At 73.2% G+C, this 15,783-nt stretch carries 15 protein-coding genes and 1 pseudogene; 4 read left to right on the top strand and 12 right to left on the bottom strand.

Going from position 1 to position 15,783, the window contains the following annotated elements:
* Positions 1 to 100: 100 nt before the first annotated feature.
* The 5 genes and pseudogenes from ACZ63H_RS03755 to ACZ63H_RS03775 all read right to left on the bottom strand — a co-directional run bounded on the left by ACZ63H_RS03755 (position 101) and on the right by ACZ63H_RS03775 (position 4,757).
* Positions 101 to 1,399, bottom strand: a complete 1,299-nt coding sequence (locus tag ACZ63H_RS03755; protein WP_469861818.1) for a DUF6986 family protein — start codon at positions 1,397 to 1,399, stop codon at positions 101 to 103.
* A 216-nt stretch (positions 1,400 to 1,615) separates the two neighbouring features.
* Entirely contained in the window at positions 1,616 to 2,578 is a 963-nt protein-coding gene (locus ACZ63H_RS03760; RefSeq protein ID WP_469861820.1) for an electron transfer flavoprotein subunit alpha/FixB family protein, read from the bottom strand.
* 52 nt (positions 2,579 to 2,630) lie between these two features.
* A complete protein-coding gene (locus ACZ63H_RS03765) occupies positions 2,631 to 3,416 on the bottom strand; it encodes an electron transfer flavoprotein subunit beta/FixA family protein (protein ID WP_469861822.1) in 786 nt (261 codons plus the stop codon).
* Between the two features lie 216 nt (positions 3,417 to 3,632).
* Positions 3,633 to 4,142, bottom strand: a complete 510-nt coding sequence (locus ACZ63H_RS03770; RefSeq protein ID WP_469861824.1) for a flavin reductase family protein — start codon at positions 4,140 to 4,142, stop codon at positions 3,633 to 3,635.
* Between the two features lie 208 nt (positions 4,143 to 4,350).
* Positions 4,351 to 4,757, bottom strand: a pseudogene (locus tag ACZ63H_RS03775) (thioredoxin family protein).
* A gap of 244 nt (positions 4,758 to 5,001) precedes the next feature.
* Between ACZ63H_RS03775 and ACZ63H_RS03780 the strand changes: the two are divergent.
* Complete coding sequence (locus ACZ63H_RS03780; RefSeq protein ID WP_469861826.1) at positions 5,002 to 5,727, top strand: lysophospholipid acyltransferase family protein; 726 nt, start codon at positions 5,002 to 5,004, stop codon at positions 5,725 to 5,727.
* Between the two features lie 52 nt (positions 5,728 to 5,779).
* Here the strand turns inward: ACZ63H_RS03780 and ACZ63H_RS03785 are convergent, their stop codons facing one another.
* The 4 genes from ACZ63H_RS03785 to ACZ63H_RS03800 form a co-directional block, all read right to left on the bottom strand.
* Entirely contained in the window at positions 5,780 to 6,370 is a 591-nt protein-coding gene (locus ACZ63H_RS03785) for a transglutaminase-like domain-containing protein (protein ID WP_469861828.1), read from the bottom strand.
* 78 nt (positions 6,371 to 6,448) lie between these two features.
* Positions 6,449 to 7,519, bottom strand: a complete 1,071-nt coding sequence (locus ACZ63H_RS03790) for a threonine aldolase family protein (RefSeq protein ID WP_469861830.1) — start codon at positions 7,517 to 7,519, stop codon at positions 6,449 to 6,451.
* Positions 7,516 to 8,316 carry an SDR family NAD(P)-dependent oxidoreductase gene (locus ACZ63H_RS03795; RefSeq protein ID WP_469861831.1) on the bottom strand — a complete coding sequence of 267 codons (801 nt, stop codon included), beginning with the start codon at positions 8,314 to 8,316 and terminating at the stop codon, positions 7,516 to 7,518. Before ACZ63H_RS03795 ends, ACZ63H_RS03790 begins: the two co-directional genes overlap by 4 nt.
* A complete protein-coding gene (locus ACZ63H_RS03800) occupies positions 8,313 to 9,710 on the bottom strand; it encodes a DUF6421 family protein (RefSeq protein WP_469861833.1) in 1,398 nt (465 codons plus the stop codon). The genes ACZ63H_RS03795 and ACZ63H_RS03800 overlap by 4 nt, the downstream gene beginning before the upstream one ends.
* Before the next feature lie 403 nt (positions 9,711 to 10,113).
* Here ACZ63H_RS03800 and ACZ63H_RS03805 point away from each other — a divergent pair, with 403 nt between their 5' ends.
* The gene (locus ACZ63H_RS03805; protein ID WP_469861834.1) at positions 10,114 to 10,797 is read left to right on the top strand and encodes a glycerophosphodiester phosphodiesterase; all 684 of its coding nucleotides are present in this window, start codon (positions 10,114 to 10,116) and stop codon (positions 10,795 to 10,797) included.
* 18 nt (positions 10,798 to 10,815) lie between these two features.
* Here ACZ63H_RS03805 and ACZ63H_RS03810 read toward each other — a convergent pair whose 3' ends face one another.
* A complete protein-coding gene (locus tag ACZ63H_RS03810) occupies positions 10,816 to 11,355 on the bottom strand; it encodes a GNAT family N-acetyltransferase (protein ID WP_469861836.1) in 540 nt (179 codons plus the stop codon).
* Positions 11,356 to 11,412: 57 nt separating this feature from the next.
* On the opposite strand from ACZ63H_RS03810, the gene ACZ63H_RS03815 reads away from it, so the two are divergent.
* Positions 11,413 to 11,805, top strand: coding sequence for a VOC family protein (locus tag ACZ63H_RS03815; protein ID WP_469861838.1), 393 nt, complete (start codon positions 11,413 to 11,415; stop codon positions 11,803 to 11,805).
* 480 nt (positions 11,806 to 12,285) lie between these two features.
* On the top strand, positions 12,286 to 13,338 hold the full coding sequence (locus ACZ63H_RS03820; protein ID WP_469861840.1) for an aldo/keto reductase: 1,053 nt from the start codon (positions 12,286 to 12,288) through the stop codon (positions 13,336 to 13,338).
* A gap of 51 nt (positions 13,339 to 13,389) precedes the next feature.
* Here the strand turns inward: ACZ63H_RS03820 and ACZ63H_RS03825 are convergent, their stop codons facing one another.
* Together ACZ63H_RS03825 and ACZ63H_RS03830 are read right to left on the bottom strand one after the other, a co-directional pair.
* Positions 13,390 to 13,953, bottom strand: a complete 564-nt coding sequence (locus ACZ63H_RS03825) for a MarR family winged helix-turn-helix transcriptional regulator (protein WP_469861842.1) — start codon at positions 13,951 to 13,953, stop codon at positions 13,390 to 13,392.
* Positions 13,950 to 15,650 carry an FUSC family protein gene (locus ACZ63H_RS03830; RefSeq protein ID WP_469861844.1) on the bottom strand — a complete coding sequence of 567 codons (1,701 nt, stop codon included), beginning with the start codon at positions 15,648 to 15,650 and terminating at the stop codon, positions 13,950 to 13,952. Before ACZ63H_RS03830 ends, ACZ63H_RS03825 begins: the two co-directional genes overlap by 4 nt.
* Positions 15,651 to 15,783: the final 133 nt, after the last annotated feature.

Genomic DNA, 15,783 nt, shown 5'->3' on the forward strand with positions numbered 1-15,783 from the left:
CCCCCCCCCCCCCCCCCCCCCCCCCCCCCCCCCCCCCCCCCCCCCCCCCCCCCCCCCCCCCCCCCCCCCCCCCCCCCCCCCCCCCCCCCCCCCCGGTCCGCTACTGCGCGGACGCCGTCAGGTCGCCGCGGCGGGGGGACGCGAAGGATTCCAGGTCGGCCCGGGTCAGGCCGGTGAGGCGGGCCACCTCGGCGATGTCCAGGGCGCCGCAGTCGAGGCCGCGCAGCAGGTAGCCGCTGAGGGCCTTGGCGGTGGCGGGCTCGTCCATGACGTCGCCGCCGGCGCGGTTGGCGTACCGGGCGAGGCGGGCCGCGGCCTGCTCGAAGCCCTCGCGGTAGAAGGCGAAGACGGCGGCGTAGCGGGTGGGGATGTGGCCGGGGTGCATGTCCCAGCCCTGGTAGTAGGCGCGGGCCAGCGCCCGCCGGGTCAGGCCGTAGTGGAGGCGCCAGGCGTCGTGGACCTTCGCCGTCGGGCCGACGGGCAGGACGTTCGTGGAGCCGTCCGAGACGCGCACGCCGGTGCCGGCCGCCGCGACCTGCATGACCGCCTTGGCGTGGTCGGCGGCCGGGTGGTCGCTGGCCTGGTAGGCGGCGGAGACGCCGAGGCAGGCGCTGTAGTCGAAGGTGCCGTAGTGCAGGCCGGTGGCGCGGCCCCCGGCGGCCTGGATCATCCGGGCGACCGTGGCGGTGCCGTCGGTGGCCAGGATGGACTGGCTGGTCTCGATCTGGATCTCGAAGCCCAGCCGGCCGGCGTCCAGTCCGTGCGCCTTCTCGAATGCCTCCAGCAGCCGGGCGAAGGCACCGACCTGCTCGGGGTAGGTCACCTTGGGCAGGGTCAGGACCAGGCCCTCGGGCAGCCCGCCGGCCTCCATCAGCCCGGTGAGGAAGACGTCGAGGGTGCGGATGCCCCGGTCCCGTACGGCGGCCTCCATGCACTTCATGCGGATGCCCATGTACGGCGCCGCCGTGCCGTCCCGGTACGCCTCGGCGATCAGCCGGGCGGCGCGGGCGGCCGTCGCGTCCTCCTCGGCGTCGGGGCGGGGGCCGTAGCCGTCCTCGAAGTCGACGCGCAGGTCCTCGACGGGCTCGCGCTCCAGCTTGGCCCGGACGCGGGAGTAGACCGGTTCGGCCAGTTCGTCCGACAGGCCGAGGACGGCCGCGAAGGAGGCGGCGTCCGGGGCGTGTTCGTCCAGCGCCGCGAGCGCCCGGTCGCCCCAGGAGCGGATGGTGTCCGCGGCGAAGGCGTCGCCGGGCACGTACACGGTGTGGACGGGCTGCCGGGTGCCCGGGTCCCCGGGGTAGCGGCGCTCCAGCTCCGCGTCGACCGATGCGAGGGAGGCGCTGATCTCCTCGCTGACGGCACCCGCGAGGCTGGTCGCCACCTTCTCCTGCTGACCCATCCCACACCCTCCAGTTTTCCGCTCTATGGAATCAACAATCCGTATAGCGAAGCTATCTGGCAACCTTCCCGCCGGTCAACACCACACCGGCTCCCACGGCCCGGGCGGGCACCCGGTCCCGGTCACCACGGCACCACGGCAGCGGCCGTCGGACAAGGCGAGGCCCCCGTGACCGGCGGCGCGGTCACGGGGGCCTCGTGCGGCGGGTTCCGGGGATCAGCCCTTGCGGGTCTTGATCTCCTCGGTCAGCTGCGGCACGACGTCGAACAGGTCGCCGACGACGCCGTAGTCGACCAGCTCGAAGATCGGGGCCTCCGCGTCCTTGTTGACGGCCACGATCGTCTTGGAGGTCTGCATGCCGGCGCGGTGCTGGATGGCGCCGGAGATGCCGTTGGCGATGTACAGCTGCGGCGAGACCGACTTGCCGGTCTGGCCGACCTGGTTGGTGTGCGGGTACCAGCCGGCGTCGACGGCGGCACGCGAGGCGCCCACGGCCGCGCCCAGCTCGTCGGCCAGCGCCTCGATGATCGCGAAGTTCTCGGCGCCGTTCACACCGCGGCCACCGGAGACCACGATCGCGGCCTCGGTCAGCTCCGGACGGCCCGTCGACTCACGCGGCGTACGGCCGGTGACCTTGGTGCCGGTCGCCTTGTCGGAGAAGGTGACGGACAGGGCCTCGACGGCGCCCGCGGCCGGGGCGGCCTCGACGGCGGCCGAGTTCGGCTTGACCGTGATGACCGGGGTGCCCTTGACGGCCCGGGACTTGGTGGTGAAGGACGCGGCGAACACCGACTGGGTGGCCACCGGGCCCTCGTCGCCGGCCTCCAGGTCGACGGCGTCGGTGATGATGCCCGAGCCGATGCGCAGCGCCAGGCGGGCGGCGATCTCCTTGCCCTCGGCGGAGGACGGGACCAGCACGGCGGCCGGGGACACCTGCTCGTAGGCGGCCTGCAGCGCGTCCACCTTCGGCACGACCAGGTACTCGGCGTACTCGGAGGCGTCGTGGGTGAGCACCTTGACCGCGCCGTGCTCGGCGAGCGTGGCGGCGGTGTCGGCGGCGCCGTTGCCCAGCGCGACGGCGACGGGCTCGCCCAGGCGGCGGGCCAGGGTCAGCAGCTCCAGGGTGGGCTTGCGGACGGCACCGTCCACGTGGTCGACGTAGACGAGGACTTCAGCCATGGGATTGCTCTCCTGCGTAACGAAGTTGAGGGGCGGTCAGCGGGGGCGGGCCTCAGATGAACTTCTGGGCCGCGAGGAACTCAGCGAGCTGCTTGCCGCCCTCGCCCTCGTCCTTGACGATGGTGCCGGCCGTGCGCGCCGGACGCTCGGTCGCGGACTCGACCTTGGTGAAGGCGCCCTCCAGGCCGACCTCCTCGGCCTCGATGCCGAGGTCGGACAGGTCCCAGGACTCCACCGGCTTCTTCTTGGCCGCCATGATGCCCTTGAAGGAGGGGTAGCGGGCCTCACCGGACTGGTCGGTCACGGAGACGACCGCCGGCAGCTGCGCCTGGAGCTGCTCGCTGGCGGCGTCGCCGTCGCGGCGGCCCTTGACCACGCCGTCCTCGACGGAGACCTCGGAGAGCAGGGTGACCTGCGGGACGCCCAGGCGCTCGGCGACCAGCGCCGGGACGACGCCCATGGTGCCGTCGGTGGAGGCCATGCCGGAGACGACCAGGTCGTAGCCCGCCTTCTCGATGGCCTTGGCCAGCACCAGGGAGGTGCCGATGGCGTCGGTGCCGTGCAGGTCGTCGTCCTCGACGTGGATGGCCTTGTGCGCGCCCATGGACAGGGCCTTGCGCAGCGCGTCCTTGGCGTCCTCGGGGCCGATCGTCAGCACGGTGACCTCGGCGTCGTCCGCCTCCTCCGCGATCTGGAGGGCCTGCTCGACCGCGTACTCGTCCAGCTCGGAGAGCAGACCGTCCACGTCGTCGCGGTCGACGGTCAGGTCATCGGCGAAGTGCCGGTCGCCAGTGGCGTCGGGCACGTACTTCACAGTGACAACGATCCTCAAGCTCACGCCGGCTCTCCTACTGCATCGTCATTTCGGGCTGCCTCTTGCAGGCAGCATAGGCGCCTCTAGCGGCCGATCCCGGTCGGGGCGTCCGCGCGCTCCGAACGAGATATTACTCGTCAGTACACCCAGTTCCTGCCCGCTAAGCAAGCGCTTTGAACTGTGACCTTCGCAACGCAGCGTAACCGGAACCCGACGCGCGCGCCGGGGTGCCGGGCGTGATCAATCCCGCAGTCCGTTGAAGCGGCCCTGGTGGTAGAGGAGGGGGCGTCCGGTGCCCGAGGGGTCGCCGAGGAGGACCTCGGCCAGCACGATCCGGTGGTCGCCGGCCGGGACCCGTCCGACGATCCGGCACACCAGCCAGGCCAGCACGCCCTCCAGCACCGGAACCCCTTCCGGGCCCTCCCGCCAGGCGGTGGGCTCACCGAAGCGGTCGGCGCCGCTGCGCGCGAAGGTGGCGGCCAGCTCGCTCTGGTGCTCGCCGAGTATGTGCACGCCGACGTGGTCGGTCCCGGCGATCGCCGGCCAGCTGGAGGCGCCCGTGCCGATGCCGAAGGAGACGAGCGGCGGTTCGGCGGAGACGGAGGCGAGGGAGGTGGCGGTGAAGCCGACCGGGCCGGAGGCGCCGCGCGCGGTGATCACCGCCACGCCGGCGGCGTGCCGGCGGAAGGTGGAGCGCAGCAGGTCCGGGGAGGCGAGCCGGGGGGTGCCGAGTTCGGGCGTGGCCGTCATGGGGTTGTCCTTCTGCCGGGGGTGACGAGCGGGTCCGCGGGTGCTCAACGGCCCGGACACCCCGCGCTCGCGGTCCGGGCCAGGTCGATGTGGGCCCGTCCGTGGAGAAGGAGTTCTGTCGGCATGCGGTCAGGTTGGCGACAGGTGCGGCGCGGCGTCAAGCCGCTTCCGCGCCGCCGGGGGCGGCACGCGGCGTGCCGGGCCCCGCTCATACGGCGTGCCCCAGAGCCGCTATGACGTCGGCCTTCCGGGGCTGTCCGGCGGCGCGCCGCACCACCCGGCCGCCGGCGTCCAGTACCAGGACGGTGGGCGTCTCGCGGATCTCCAGTGCGCGCACGAGGCCGAGGTGGGCCTCCGCGTCGATCTCGACGTGGGTCACGCCCGGGACCATCCCGGCGACCTCGCCGAGGACCCGCCGGGTGGCCCGGCAGGGCGCGCAGAAGGCGCTGGAGAACTGCACCAGTGTGGCGCGCTCGCCCAGCGCGGTGCCCAGTTCGGCCGCCTCGATGCGCCTGCCGTCGTCGCGCCCGCCCACCCAGCCCTCCCGTTCCGCCGCCGGCGCGGCTCGTCGCGGCGGGCACGCGTGAGGGGGCGCGCCGCCGGTTCGGTCGTCATCGGCACAACCGGTCGCGGGCCCCGGGGATTCCCCGCCCGCGCCCCGGGCGGCGTAAAGGGGATTTAAAGATCCGAGGTGGGATGTAGGCCGACGTGACGAGGATCTCGCCGCCGTGCGGCACCAGAACTGGCTACCCGTTCGTTTCTCGGGCACGATCTGCGAGACGCCGTAAACCTACGGCTGCGTAACCTTCCCGCCGGGAGCCCCCTTTCCCGAGCAGAGCAGAAAGGGCCCACCCCGCCCATGGCAGAGCTGGTCTACCGTCCCGTCATCGGTATCGCCAAGACGGCGTTCAAGGTCTGGGATCTGAAGATCGACTGCCGGGGGTCGGAGAACATCCCGCGCTCGGGCGGCGCCGTGCTGGTGAGCAATCACATCAGCTACCTGGACTTCGTCTTCAACGGCCTGGCCGCCCTGCCGCAGAAGCGGCTGGTGCGCTTCATGGCGAAGGAGTCCGTCTTCCGGCACCGGATCTCCGGTCCGCTCATGCGCGGCATGAAGCACATCCCGGTGGACCGCGGGCAGGGCGAGGCGGCGTACTCGCACGCGCTGGACGCGCTGCGCTCCGGCGAGGTCATCGGGGTGTTCCCGGAGGCGACGATCTCGCAGTCCTTCACGCTGAAGAGCTTCAAGTCGGGCGCGGCCCGGCTGGCCCAGGAGGCGGGCGTCCCGCTGATCCCGATGGCGGTGTGGGGCACGCAGCGGCTGTGGACCAAGGGGCAGCCGCGCAACTTCCGGCGCAGCCACCTGCCCGTCACCGTCCGGGTGGGCGAGGCGGTGGAGGCGCCCCGCGACCAGTACGCCGGCGCCATCACCCGCCGGCTGCGCGAACGCGTCCAGGAACTGCTGGAGGCCGCCCAGCGCGCCTACCCGGGCCGCCCCAAGGGCCCGGAGGACTCCTGGTGGCTGCCCGCCCACCTGGGCGGTACGGCGCCCACGACGGAGGAGCTGCGGGCGGTCCAGGCCTGACGCCCCCCGACGCCCGGGTGCGTTGCCGGGCGGCGCGCCGGAGCACGGGACCTCAGAGACTCGAAGGAAGCGTCCTCCACAGGTGCGGGCGGTCGGGGGCCGTGCGCAGCGCGGTGAGGACCGCCGGGTGCGGGGCGGCGTACAGGCCCGGGTAGTCCGTCTCGCCGGCCGCGGGGTCGGGGATCCACGCCAGCCGCTCGCCGTCCAGGGAGAAGCGCGCGTCCACCCCCGGCTTGTTGCCCCGGGGGTCCTGCCGGTGCCAGGCGCCGTGGAAGCGTACGGCGACCAGGCCGTGGAGCAGATGCCCGCCCGCGTCGTCGGTGAGCCGCTGGTAGCACAGGGCCGTCGGGATGTCCTCGGCCCGCAACAGCGCGGCCAGCGCGTGGGACTTGGCGTGGCAGATGCCGGTGCCCAGGGCCAGCACGTCGGAGGCGCGCCAAGTGACGCGAAGGTCGCCGGAGTCCTGGGAGTGCGGAATGGCGTCTCGTACGAACTCATAGGCGGCCCGCGCATATTCATACGAGTCGGCGGCCCCGGCGGCGAGGCGGGCCGCGGTCTCCCGGACCATCGGGTGGTGGTGGTCGACGACCTCGTCGGCGGCCAGGTAGGCGGACAGGTCGGCGGTGTTCTGGATCGGCTCCATGCCCGCAGAGCATAGAAACGCGATCACCCGGGCGTCAATGAATTTTCGGATGATCGCATATCTATGCAGGAAGGCGGGTCAGCGGGCCATCTCCTCCTTCAGGGCCGCCAGGAACGCGTCCACGTCGTCCTCCGTGGTGTCGAAGGAGCACATCCAGCGCACCACCCCGGCGGCCTCGTCCCAGAAGTAGAACCGGAACCGCTTCCGCAGCCGCTCGCCCACGTCGTGCGGGAGCCGGGCGAAGACGCCGTTGGCCTGCACCGGGTGGAGGATCTCCACGCCGTCCACCGCGCGGACGCCCTCGGCGAGCCGCTGGGCCATCCCGTTGGCGTGCCGGGCGTTGCGCAGCCACAGGTCCTTGGCGAGCAGCGCCTCCAACTGGACCGAGACGAAGCGCATCTTGGACGCCAGCTGCATCGACATCTTCCGCAGGTGCTTCAGCTTCCGCACCGCGTCCTGGTTGATGACGACGACGGCCTCGCCGAACAGCGCGCCGTTCTTCGTCCCGCCCAGCGAGAGGATGTCCACACCCACCGCGTTGGTGAACGTCCGCATGGGCACGTCCAGGGAGGCGGCGGCGTTGGCGATCCGGGAGCCGTCCAGGTGCACCTTCATGCCGTGCCCGTGCGCGTGATCGCAGATCGCGCGGATCTCCTCGGGCGTGTAGAGGGTGCCCAGCTCGGTGGACTGGGTGATCGACACGACCTGCGGCATGGCGCGGTGCTCGTCCTCCCAGCCCCAGGCCTGCCGGTCGATCAGCTCCGGGGTGAGCTTGCCGTCGGGCGTGGGCACGGTGAGCAGCTTCAGCCCGCCCATGCGCTCGGGGGCGCCGCCCTCGTCGACGTTGATGTGCGCGCTCTCGGCGCATATCACCGCGCCCCAGCGGTCGGTGACCGCCTGGAGCGCGACCACGTTGGCGCCGGTGCCGTTGAAGACCGGGAAGGCCTCGGCGGTGGCCCCGAAATGGCCGCGGACGATCCGCTGGAGGTTCTCGGTGTAGTCGTCCTCGCCGTACGCCACCTGGTGTCCCCCGTTGGCGAGGGCCAGGGCGGCCAGTACCTCGGGGTGGACTCCGGCGTAGTTGTCACTGGCGAAACCGCGGACCTGCGGGTCGTGATGGCGACGCGCGTCGGTCTTGGGAGGGTTCACGGCTTCTCGGTCAGCCACAGACGGTTTCCGTTCACTTCTGCGGCGGGCTTGCTCCAGACGCCCTCGACGGCCTCGGCCAGGTCCTTGACGTCCGTGAAGCCCGCGAACTTCGCGTTGGGGCGTTCGGCGCGCATCGCGTCGTGCACCAGCGCCTTCACCACCAGGATGGCAGCCGCCGCACGCGGGCCCTGCTCGCCCCCGGCCTTGCGGAAGCCGTCGGCCATCGCGAGCGTCCAGGCCTCGGCGGCGGCCTTGGCCGCGGAGTACGCCGCGTTGCCGGCCGTGGGCCTGGAAGCGCCGGCGGCGCTGATGAGCAGGTACCGGCCGCGGTCGCCGCGCTGGAGGGCGTCGAAGAAGGCGAGCGAGGTGTGCTGGACCGTGCGGACGAGCAGCTTCTCCAGCAGGTCCCAGTCGGCGAGGTCGGTCTCGGCGAAGGTGGCGCTGCCGCGCCAGCCGCCCACCAGGTGGACCAGGCCGTCGACGCGGCCGTGGTCCTCCTCGATGCGCGCGGCCCAGGCCCGGGTGTCCGCCGGGTCGAGCAGGTCGACGGTCTCGCCGGTGACCGTGGCGCCGCCGCGGGCGTAGCGCGCCGCGTCGACGGCCTCGGCCAGGCGCTCGGGGTTGTTGTCGGCGCCGACGACGACCGCGCCCGCCTCGGCGAGCCGGACCAGCGTCGCGTGCCCGGCGGGGCCGCCCGCGCCGGCCACCGCGATCACCGCACCGCTGAGAGACCCGTTGTTCCCCACGTTCCCCACGTTCTTCCCCTCTTGAACAGTGTGCCGGCCGCGGTCGCTCACGCGGCGATCCGCTCGGTGCCGTCCGCCGTGATGCCCTTGGTGGAGGCGATGACGTTCTTCAGCTTCTTGGACAGCGCCTCATAGAACATGCTCAGCGGAAACTCGTCCGGAAGCACGTCGTCCACCAGTTTGCGCGGCGGCTGGGTCAGGTCCAGGGCGTCGGGGCCCTTGGCCCACGTGGAGCCGGGGTGCGGGGCGAGGTAGGTGCGGACCAGTTCGTAGCCGGCGAACCAGTGCACCAGCTTGGGCCGGTCGATGCCGTCCCGGTAGAGCTGCTCGATCTCGGCGCACAGCTGGTTGGTGACCTGCGGGGCGCGCTCCCAGTCGATGGAGAGCTTGTTGTCGGTCCAGCGGACGACGTCGTGCCGGTGCAGGTAGGCGAAGAGCAGCTGGCCGCCGAGACCGTCGTAGTTGCGGTTGCGGTCGCCGGTGACGGGGAAGCGGAACATGCGGTCGAAGAGCACCGCGTACTGCACGTCACGGCCCTGCGGGACGCCGTCCGCCTGGAGCTTCACGGCCTCCTTGAAGGCGGTGAGGTCACAGCGCAGCTCCTCCAGGCCGTACATCCAGAACGGCTGGCGCTGCTTGATCATGAACGGGTCGAACGGCAGGTCGCCGTGGCTGTGGGTGCGGTCGTGGACCATGTCCCACAGGACGAAGGCCTCTTCGCAGCGCTTCTGGTCGTGCACCATCGCGGCGATGTCCTCGGGCAGCTCCAGGCCCAGGACGTCCACGGCGGCTCCGGTGACGCGGCGGAACCGGGCGGCCTCGCGGTCGCAGAAGATGCCACCCCAGGAGAAACGTTCCGGCGCCTCCCGGACGGCGATGGTCTCGGGGAAGAGGACGGCCGAGTTGGTGTCGTAGCCCGAGGTGAAGTCCTCGAAGGTGATACCGCAGAAGAGCGGGTTGTCGTACCGGGTGCGCTCCAGCTCGGCCAGCCAGTCCGGCCAGACCATGCGCAGCACGACCGCCTCGAGGTTGCGGTCCGGGTTGCCGTTCTGCGTGTACATGGGGAAGACGACCAGGTGCTGGAGGCCGTCCACGCGGTGCGCGGCGGGCTGGAAGGCCAGCAGCGAGTCCAGGAAGTCCGGGACCTCGAAGCCGCCCTCGGCCCAGCGGCGCAGGTCCTTCACGAGGGCGTGGTGGTAGCCGGCGTCGTGCGGGACCAGCGGGGAGAGCCGCTCGACCGCGTCGGTGACGCGCTCGACGGCCGCCACGGCGTCGGCCCGCCGCGGGGCACCCTCGGCGTCGAAGTCGATCGAGCCGTCCTTCGACTGCCATGGCCGGATCTGCTCCACGGCATCCTTGAGCACGCTCCAGGCGGGGTGCTCGACCACCCTGGTCAGCGAAGGAACCCGCTCCTCCGCACCTGCCTGCACAAGAATTTCCGTCATGTCCCATCCTCCACGGGAGAACCTCGCGTGCTGTCACCGTATGCCCACCCTGTTTCCCCCAGCAAGAGCAAGGGCCGGAAATTCTTCTGCCCACCTCCTTGGTCACCGATGTTTTTCCTGTCATAAACCGTGACCACGCTCACTTTCGCCGACGGCGCGCGCTCCCCGGCGCGACGGCGCACCGGGCGGTCAAGGAGAGGGGGACGCGCCCACGGGCGGGTGACGGCCGGGGCGGATACCGGCCAACGGGCGTCTGCCCCGGCTCCCGAATGCCCGGCGCCGCCACGGGTCCATCGCACGCACCGGCCGTTAGGCTGCGGCCTGCCGCGTGGACGACGACGTCCGGCACGGGTCCGTCGGTCCGCGCGTCGCCGAGCCGCCGTCGACGGAAGCGAGTTGAACCTTGAACTTCCTTACCATCGGTCATCGCGGGGTCATGGGCGTCGAGCCCGAGAACACCCTCCGTTCCTTCGTCGCCGCGCAGCGGGCCGGCCTGGACCTGATCGAACTCGATCTGCACCTGAGCAAGGACGGCGCCCTGGTCGTCATGCACGACGCGGAGGTGGACCGGACCACCGACGGCTCCGGGTCGATCGCCGACAAGACCCTCGGGGAGCTGCGCGCCCTGGACGCGGGCCGCGGGGAGCGGGTGCCGGTGTTCGAAGAGGTGCTGGAGGCGGTGCGCACGCCGTTGCAGGCCGAGATCAAGGACGTGGCGGCGGCCCGGGCGCTCGCGGAGGTGATGCGGGCGCGGGACCTGACCGCGCGGGTGGAGGTGTCCTCGTTCCACGACGAGGCGATCGCCGAGATCGCCCGGCTGGTGCCGGGGGTGCGCACCGCGCTGATCGCCAGCCGGTACGGCACCGAGGTGGTGGACCGCGCGGTCGCGGCGGGTGCCGCGACCGTGTGCCTGAACATCCGCCGGCTGACCCTGGAGATCGTCGGGCACGCGCGCGCGTCCGGGCTGCGGATCATCGGCTGGGTGGTCAACACCCAGGACCACCTGCGGCTCGTCCGTGCCCTGGAACTGGACGGGGCGACGACCGACTACCCGGAGATCAAGCGCACGGGCCGGTTCACGGCGTAGGCCCCGGCAGGGGAACGATCAGGTGAGTTCCTTGACCAGCAGCTCGAACTCCAGGTCGTCGCGCTGCGGGATGCCGAAGCGCTCGTCGCCGTACGGGAACGGGGACATCCGGCCCGTACGGCGGTAGCCGCGGCGTTCGTACCAGGCGATCAGTTCTTCGCGCACGGAGATCACCGTCATGTGCATCTCGCGGACGCCCCAGGTCTCGCGGCAGCGGCGCTCCGCCTCTGCCATGACCACCTTGCCGAGGCCCGCGCCCTGCAGGTCGGGGCTCACCGCGAACATGCCGAAGTAGGCGTGGTCACCGCGGTGCTCCAGCTGGCAGCAGGCGACGATCCGGCCGTCCCGCTCCACGGTGAGCAGCCGGCTGTCCGGCGACTTGATCACCTCCAGCACGCCGTCGGGGTCGGTCCGCTGCCCCTGGAGGATGTCCGCCTCCGTGGTCCACCCGGCCCGGCTGCCGTCCCCCCGGTACGCCGACTCGACCAGTGCGACGAGGGCGTCCACGTCGGCGTCGGTGGCGTCACGGAAGGTGAGTCCGGTGGCGGCGGTGTCCATGGCGGTGATCTCCGATCTCGGGCGTGGCCGGGGCACGGAAGAGGGTAACCCTGCTGCATGGTGCATGTACTCAGCAGCCGGACCCTGCTCCGGCCCTCCGATCCCGAACGCTCCCGCGCCTTCTACGGCGGGCAGCTCGGCCTGGCCGTCCACCGCGAGTTCGGTACCGGCCCCGAGCGCGGCACGGTGTACTTCCTGGGCGGCGGCTTCCTGGAGCTGTCCGGCCGGTCCGACGCCCCGCCCTCGCCCGCGATACGGCTGTGGCTGCAGGTCGAGGACGCGACGGCGGCGTGCGAGGAGCTGCGGGCGCGGGGCGTGGAGATCGTGCGGCCCCCGGTGAAGGAGCCCTGGGGGCTGGTCGAGATGTGGATCGCCGACCCCGACGGCACGCCGATCGTCCTGGTCGAGATCCCGGCGGACCATCCCCTGCGGTACCGGCCCGGGATCTAGTCCCGGCCTCCCGGGTGGCCGTCGCCCGGCGGCGGGCGGGCGCCGGCCGCCGGACCCGTCCCCGGCCGGCCGGGCGGGGAGGCGGGCCCGTCGTTCGGCGACGGTCGGGGCGAGCCCCGGCCGGCCCGGCCGGGACCCGTGCTCGGCGGCCGGCGGCCGGCGGCGACCGCCGGACCCCGCTCCGGACAGCCCGGCGGGGCGGGCGGCCGGGTGTGATCAGGCCGGTCGGTGTCGCCGGCTCCGGTGCGTGCGGGGCGGTTCGTAAGGGCCCGTGCCGAGCGGACGCTCACGGCGGCGGTGCCGTGGGCCTGTTCCCGGGCCGGCACCGGTCCGTCGCGCCCGGCCGCGGCCACCGCCGCCACACGGGCGCCGGCCGGAAGGCCCGCGGGGCCGGGACACGCGGGGCGGGGTGCGGTTTTGCCTTCGAGGGCGCTCCAGCTCCTAGCGTCGCACCGCACCACTGCGACAAGGGAGGCACACGTGCGGTACACGCTGTTCGGACGGACCGGGTTGCGCGTCAGCGAGCTGGCGCTGGGCACCATGACCTTCGGGGAGGACTGGGGGTGGGGCGCCGACAAGGACACCAGCGCCCGGATCCTCGACGTCTACGCCGAGGCGGGCGGCAACTTCCTCGACACGGCGAACAACTACACCTCGGGCAGCGCCGAGCGGATCCTCGGCGAACTGCTCGCCGGGCGCCGCGACCGGTTCGTGCTGGCGAGCAAGTACACCTGCGGCACCGTCGACGGCGACCCGAACGCGGCGGGCAACCACCGCGGGAACCTCGTGCGGTCGGTCGAGGACAGCCTGCGCCGGCTGCGCACCGACCGGCTGGACGTGCTGTGGGTGCACGCCCGGGACAACTTCACCCCGGTTCAGGAGGTGATGCGCGCCCTGGACGACGTCGTCCGCGCCGGCAAGGTGCTGTACGTGGGTGTGTCGGACTGGCCGGCGTGGGAGATCGCGCAGGCCAACACGCTGGCCGAGCTGCGCGGCTGGACCTGCTTCGCGGGTTCGCAGCTGCGCTACAGCCTGCTGGAGCGCACCCCGGAGCGCGAACTGCTGCCGCAGGCCCGGGCGTTCGACCTCGCCGTGTTCGCCTGGTCGCCGCTGGCGGAGGGCCGGCTCACCGGGAAGTACCGGCGCGGGGAGTCCGGACGGCTGGAGGCACGGGAGGAGCCGCCCGGGGCGCGGGAGGAGGAGGTCGTCGGCGCGGTGCTGGAGGTCGCCGAGGCGGGCGGCTGGAGCCCGGCGCAGGTGGCCCTGGCCTGGCTGCTGGGCCGGCCGGGGAACGTGGTGCCGATCGTGTCGGCCACCCGGCCGGAGCAGCTCGCGGACAACCTGGGGTGCGCCGGGGTGCGGCTCGACGCGGACGCGCGGGCCCGCCTGGACGAGGTGAGCGCCGTCCCGCTGGGCTTCCCGCACGACTTCCTGCGGGAGGCCCCCATCACCCGCAACGTGTACGGCGACCGCTGGCCGGACATCGTCGACCGCCGCTCCACCTACCGCCGCACCGTGCACGACGTCCTGTGACGCCCGCCGGCCGGGGCCCCGCGCGGATCCGGCACGATCCGGACGGGGACCCTAGGCCCGCAGCGCGCCCATCCGGCCCTCCAGGCGGCCCAGCAGCTCGGTGAGGAGGCCGGCCAGTTCGCCCTGGTCGTCGGGGGGCAGGACGGACAGGACGGCCGTCTCGTAGGCGAGTTGCTCGGGCAGGATGCCGTCGACCAGGTCGCGCCCGGCGTCGGTGAGCCGGACGTGGGCCACGCGCCGGTCGCGGGTGTCGCCGCGCCGTTCGACCAGGCCGCGCTCGGTCAGCTGCTTGAGCCGCTTGGTGACGGCGGCCCCGGAGGAGAACGTCTCCCGGGCCAGCTCCCCCGGGGTCAGCTCGTGGCCGGTGCGGCGCAGCGCGCCGAGCAGGTCGAACTCCGCGCGGCTCAGGCCGGCCCGGCGCAGCGGGGCGTCCTCGGCCTGCTGGAGCAGGGCGGCGCACCGGTTGATCCGGCCGATGATCTCCATCGGCCCGGTGTCCAGCCGGGGGTGGACGGCCTGCCACTGACGGACGACGGCGGAGACGGTGTCGCCGCGCGCGGGGTCGGGGCCGGTCGCGTCGCTCACGGGCGTCGCCTGGCCGTTCGTCGCCGTCATGGCCGCATGTCCTCCGTCGCCTTGTCCGGGTCCCGGTCGCCGCCCGGCGCCCGGCCCGGGTCCTCGTTCCGGTCCGGCGGTACGAGCCCCTGGCGCCGTACCGTCGCCGCGAGCGTACGGTGTCCGGCCTGCTCGGTGAGCACGACCCGCTCCTCGGGCAGGGCGCGCTGCCACCATTCACCGGCGGCGGCGTCGGCCGTGGCGCGCAGGTCGACCAGGGCGGCGGCCAGGGTGCGGCGGGCCGATTCCAGGGCGCCGGGCCGCGGGTGCGGCTCCGCGAGCAGGCGGGCGGCGTGCTCGCGGGCGCGTTCGGCGGCGGTCAGCGCGTGTTCCAGGCGGGCGCCGGCGCGACGGTTGGTGACGGCGACGGCGGCGGCGAAGCCGACCAGCGCGCCGATCAGGGTGTCCACGACCCGGTCGGTGATCAGCTCGGCCGCGTCCTGGCTGCGGGCGAACTCGGTGATCAGCAGGGCCATCGGTGTGACGCAGACGCTGCCCAGCCAGTAGTTGCGGCCGATCAGCGCCTCGGCGCCGAAGTTGAGGGCGAGCGAGACCAGCACCAGGGCGACGGGGTGCAGATGGGTGAGCGGGGCGAGCGCGGCGAAGACGAGGACGCCGACGAGGTTGCCGACGACCCGCTGGACGCCCCGGCTCCAGGTGAGGGTGACGTTGGCCTGGTACAGGGAGGCCGCGGTGACCAGCGCCCAGTAGGGGCGGCCGACGCCCAGGGCGAGGGCGGCGTATCCGGCGAGGGCGCAGCCGAGCGCGGTGCGTACGGCGAGCGGGGCGAGGGGGGCGAGGCGGTGCCGGAGGGAACGGGGCGGCACGGCCTGTTCGACGGCGACGCCGAGGAGTTCGTCGGCCGACGCGCCCGTCGGTTCGACCCGCGGGACCCGGCCGGTGCCGCGCAGGGCACGGGCCCAGTCGCGCAGCCGTGCGGGGTCGGCGTCGGCGGGCGCGGCGAGGGCGACCTCGGCGCGGACCAGGAGTTGTTCGAGGGCGCGCCGGGTGCCGTCGGGGCGGGCGCCGGCGGCGAGCAGCGACTGCCAGGCGGCGTGGATCGCGGCGGCGCAGGCGGTGCCGGCCCGGGCGTGGCCGTCGGCGGTGCCCCGGGTGGCGGCGTACGCGGCGGCGGCGTTCAGGGCCTGGGCGGTGGCGCGGCGCTCGGGGCCGTGCGGGCGCAGCAGTCCGGGGGCCATGCCGATCAGCCAGGCCCAGGCACCGGCGGCCAGGGCCAGCCCGAGGTGTCCCGGGAGCCGGCCGAGGGTCTGGGGGGCGAAGAGCGAGGCGGAGCTGATGAAGGTGAGGACCACGTTGCCGGGCGGACCGACGCGGGTGGCGTCGCACACCGTCTTCTGGACCGCCGCGAGAACGGCGCCGACGGTGACGAGGACGACGGCGTTCGTGGTCAGCGCCGAGGCGAGCAGGGCCACGGCGAGGCCGCCGACCATGCCGAGCACCACCCAGGCCAGGGTGCGGGCGCGGGCGGCGTAGGGCCGGTTGTGGCCGTAGAGCGCGCACAGCGATCCGGCCATGGTGTACATGGCGAGATCGAGCCGGCCGAGGGCCAGCAGCAGGAGGTTGGGCGGGGCGACCGCGGCGACCACGCTGAGCGCGGGCTTGAACCAGATGTCGGAGGGACGGCCGAGGCGGAGCACTCCGGCGAGGGGAAGACGGTGGGGGGTCGCACTGCTCATATCACTAATTTAGCACGTGTTTTACTCGTAAAATAATCTGGCTACCCCGAGGTCACGGTCCGTGCTCCCCCGAATGCTCCCCGCGTACCCCCTTGCGCTCGCGTGCGCTCCGCCGGGCCAGGGCATGGCGTCC

The organism is Streptomyces sp. NPDC104831 (assembly GCF_055583025.1).

What these genes read in the sequence shown, in the direction of transcription:
- ACZ63H_RS03780 (WP_469861826.1), top strand. Translation starts at nt 5,002, where the DNA reads ATGGCAGAGCTGGTCTACCGTCCCGTCATCGGTATCGCCAAGACGGCG.
- ACZ63H_RS03770 (WP_469861824.1), bottom strand. Translation starts at nt 4,142, where the DNA reads ATGACGGCCACGCCCGAACTCGGCACCCCCCGGCTCGCCTCCCCGGAC.
- ACZ63H_RS03815 (WP_469861838.1), top strand. Translation starts at nt 11,413, where the DNA reads ATGGTGCATGTACTCAGCAGCCGGACCCTGCTCCGGCCCTCCGATCCC.
- ACZ63H_RS03760 (WP_469861820.1), bottom strand. Translation starts at nt 2,578, where the DNA reads ATGGCTGAAGTCCTCGTCTACGTCGACCACGTGGACGGTGCCGTCCGC.
- ACZ63H_RS03830 (WP_469861844.1), bottom strand. Translation starts at nt 15,650, where the DNA reads ATGAGCAGTGCGACCCCCCACCGTCTTCCCCTCGCCGGAGTGCTCCGC.
- ACZ63H_RS03810 (WP_469861836.1), bottom strand. Translation starts at nt 11,355, where the DNA reads ATGGACACCGCCGCCACCGGACTCACCTTCCGTGACGCCACCGACGCC.
- ACZ63H_RS03755 (WP_469861818.1), bottom strand. Translation starts at nt 1,399, where the DNA reads ATGGGTCAGCAGGAGAAGGTGGCGACCAGCCTCGCGGGTGCCGTCAGC.
- ACZ63H_RS03785 (WP_469861828.1), bottom strand. Translation starts at nt 6,370, where the DNA reads ATGGAGCCGATCCAGAACACCGCCGACCTGTCCGCCTACCTGGCCGCC.
- ACZ63H_RS03800 (WP_469861833.1), bottom strand. Translation starts at nt 9,710, where the DNA reads ATGACGGAAATTCTTGTGCAGGCAGGTGCGGAGGAGCGGGTTCCTTCG.
- ACZ63H_RS03825 (WP_469861842.1), bottom strand. Translation starts at nt 13,953, where the DNA reads ATGACGGCGACGAACGGCCAGGCGACGCCCGTGAGCGACGCGACCGGC.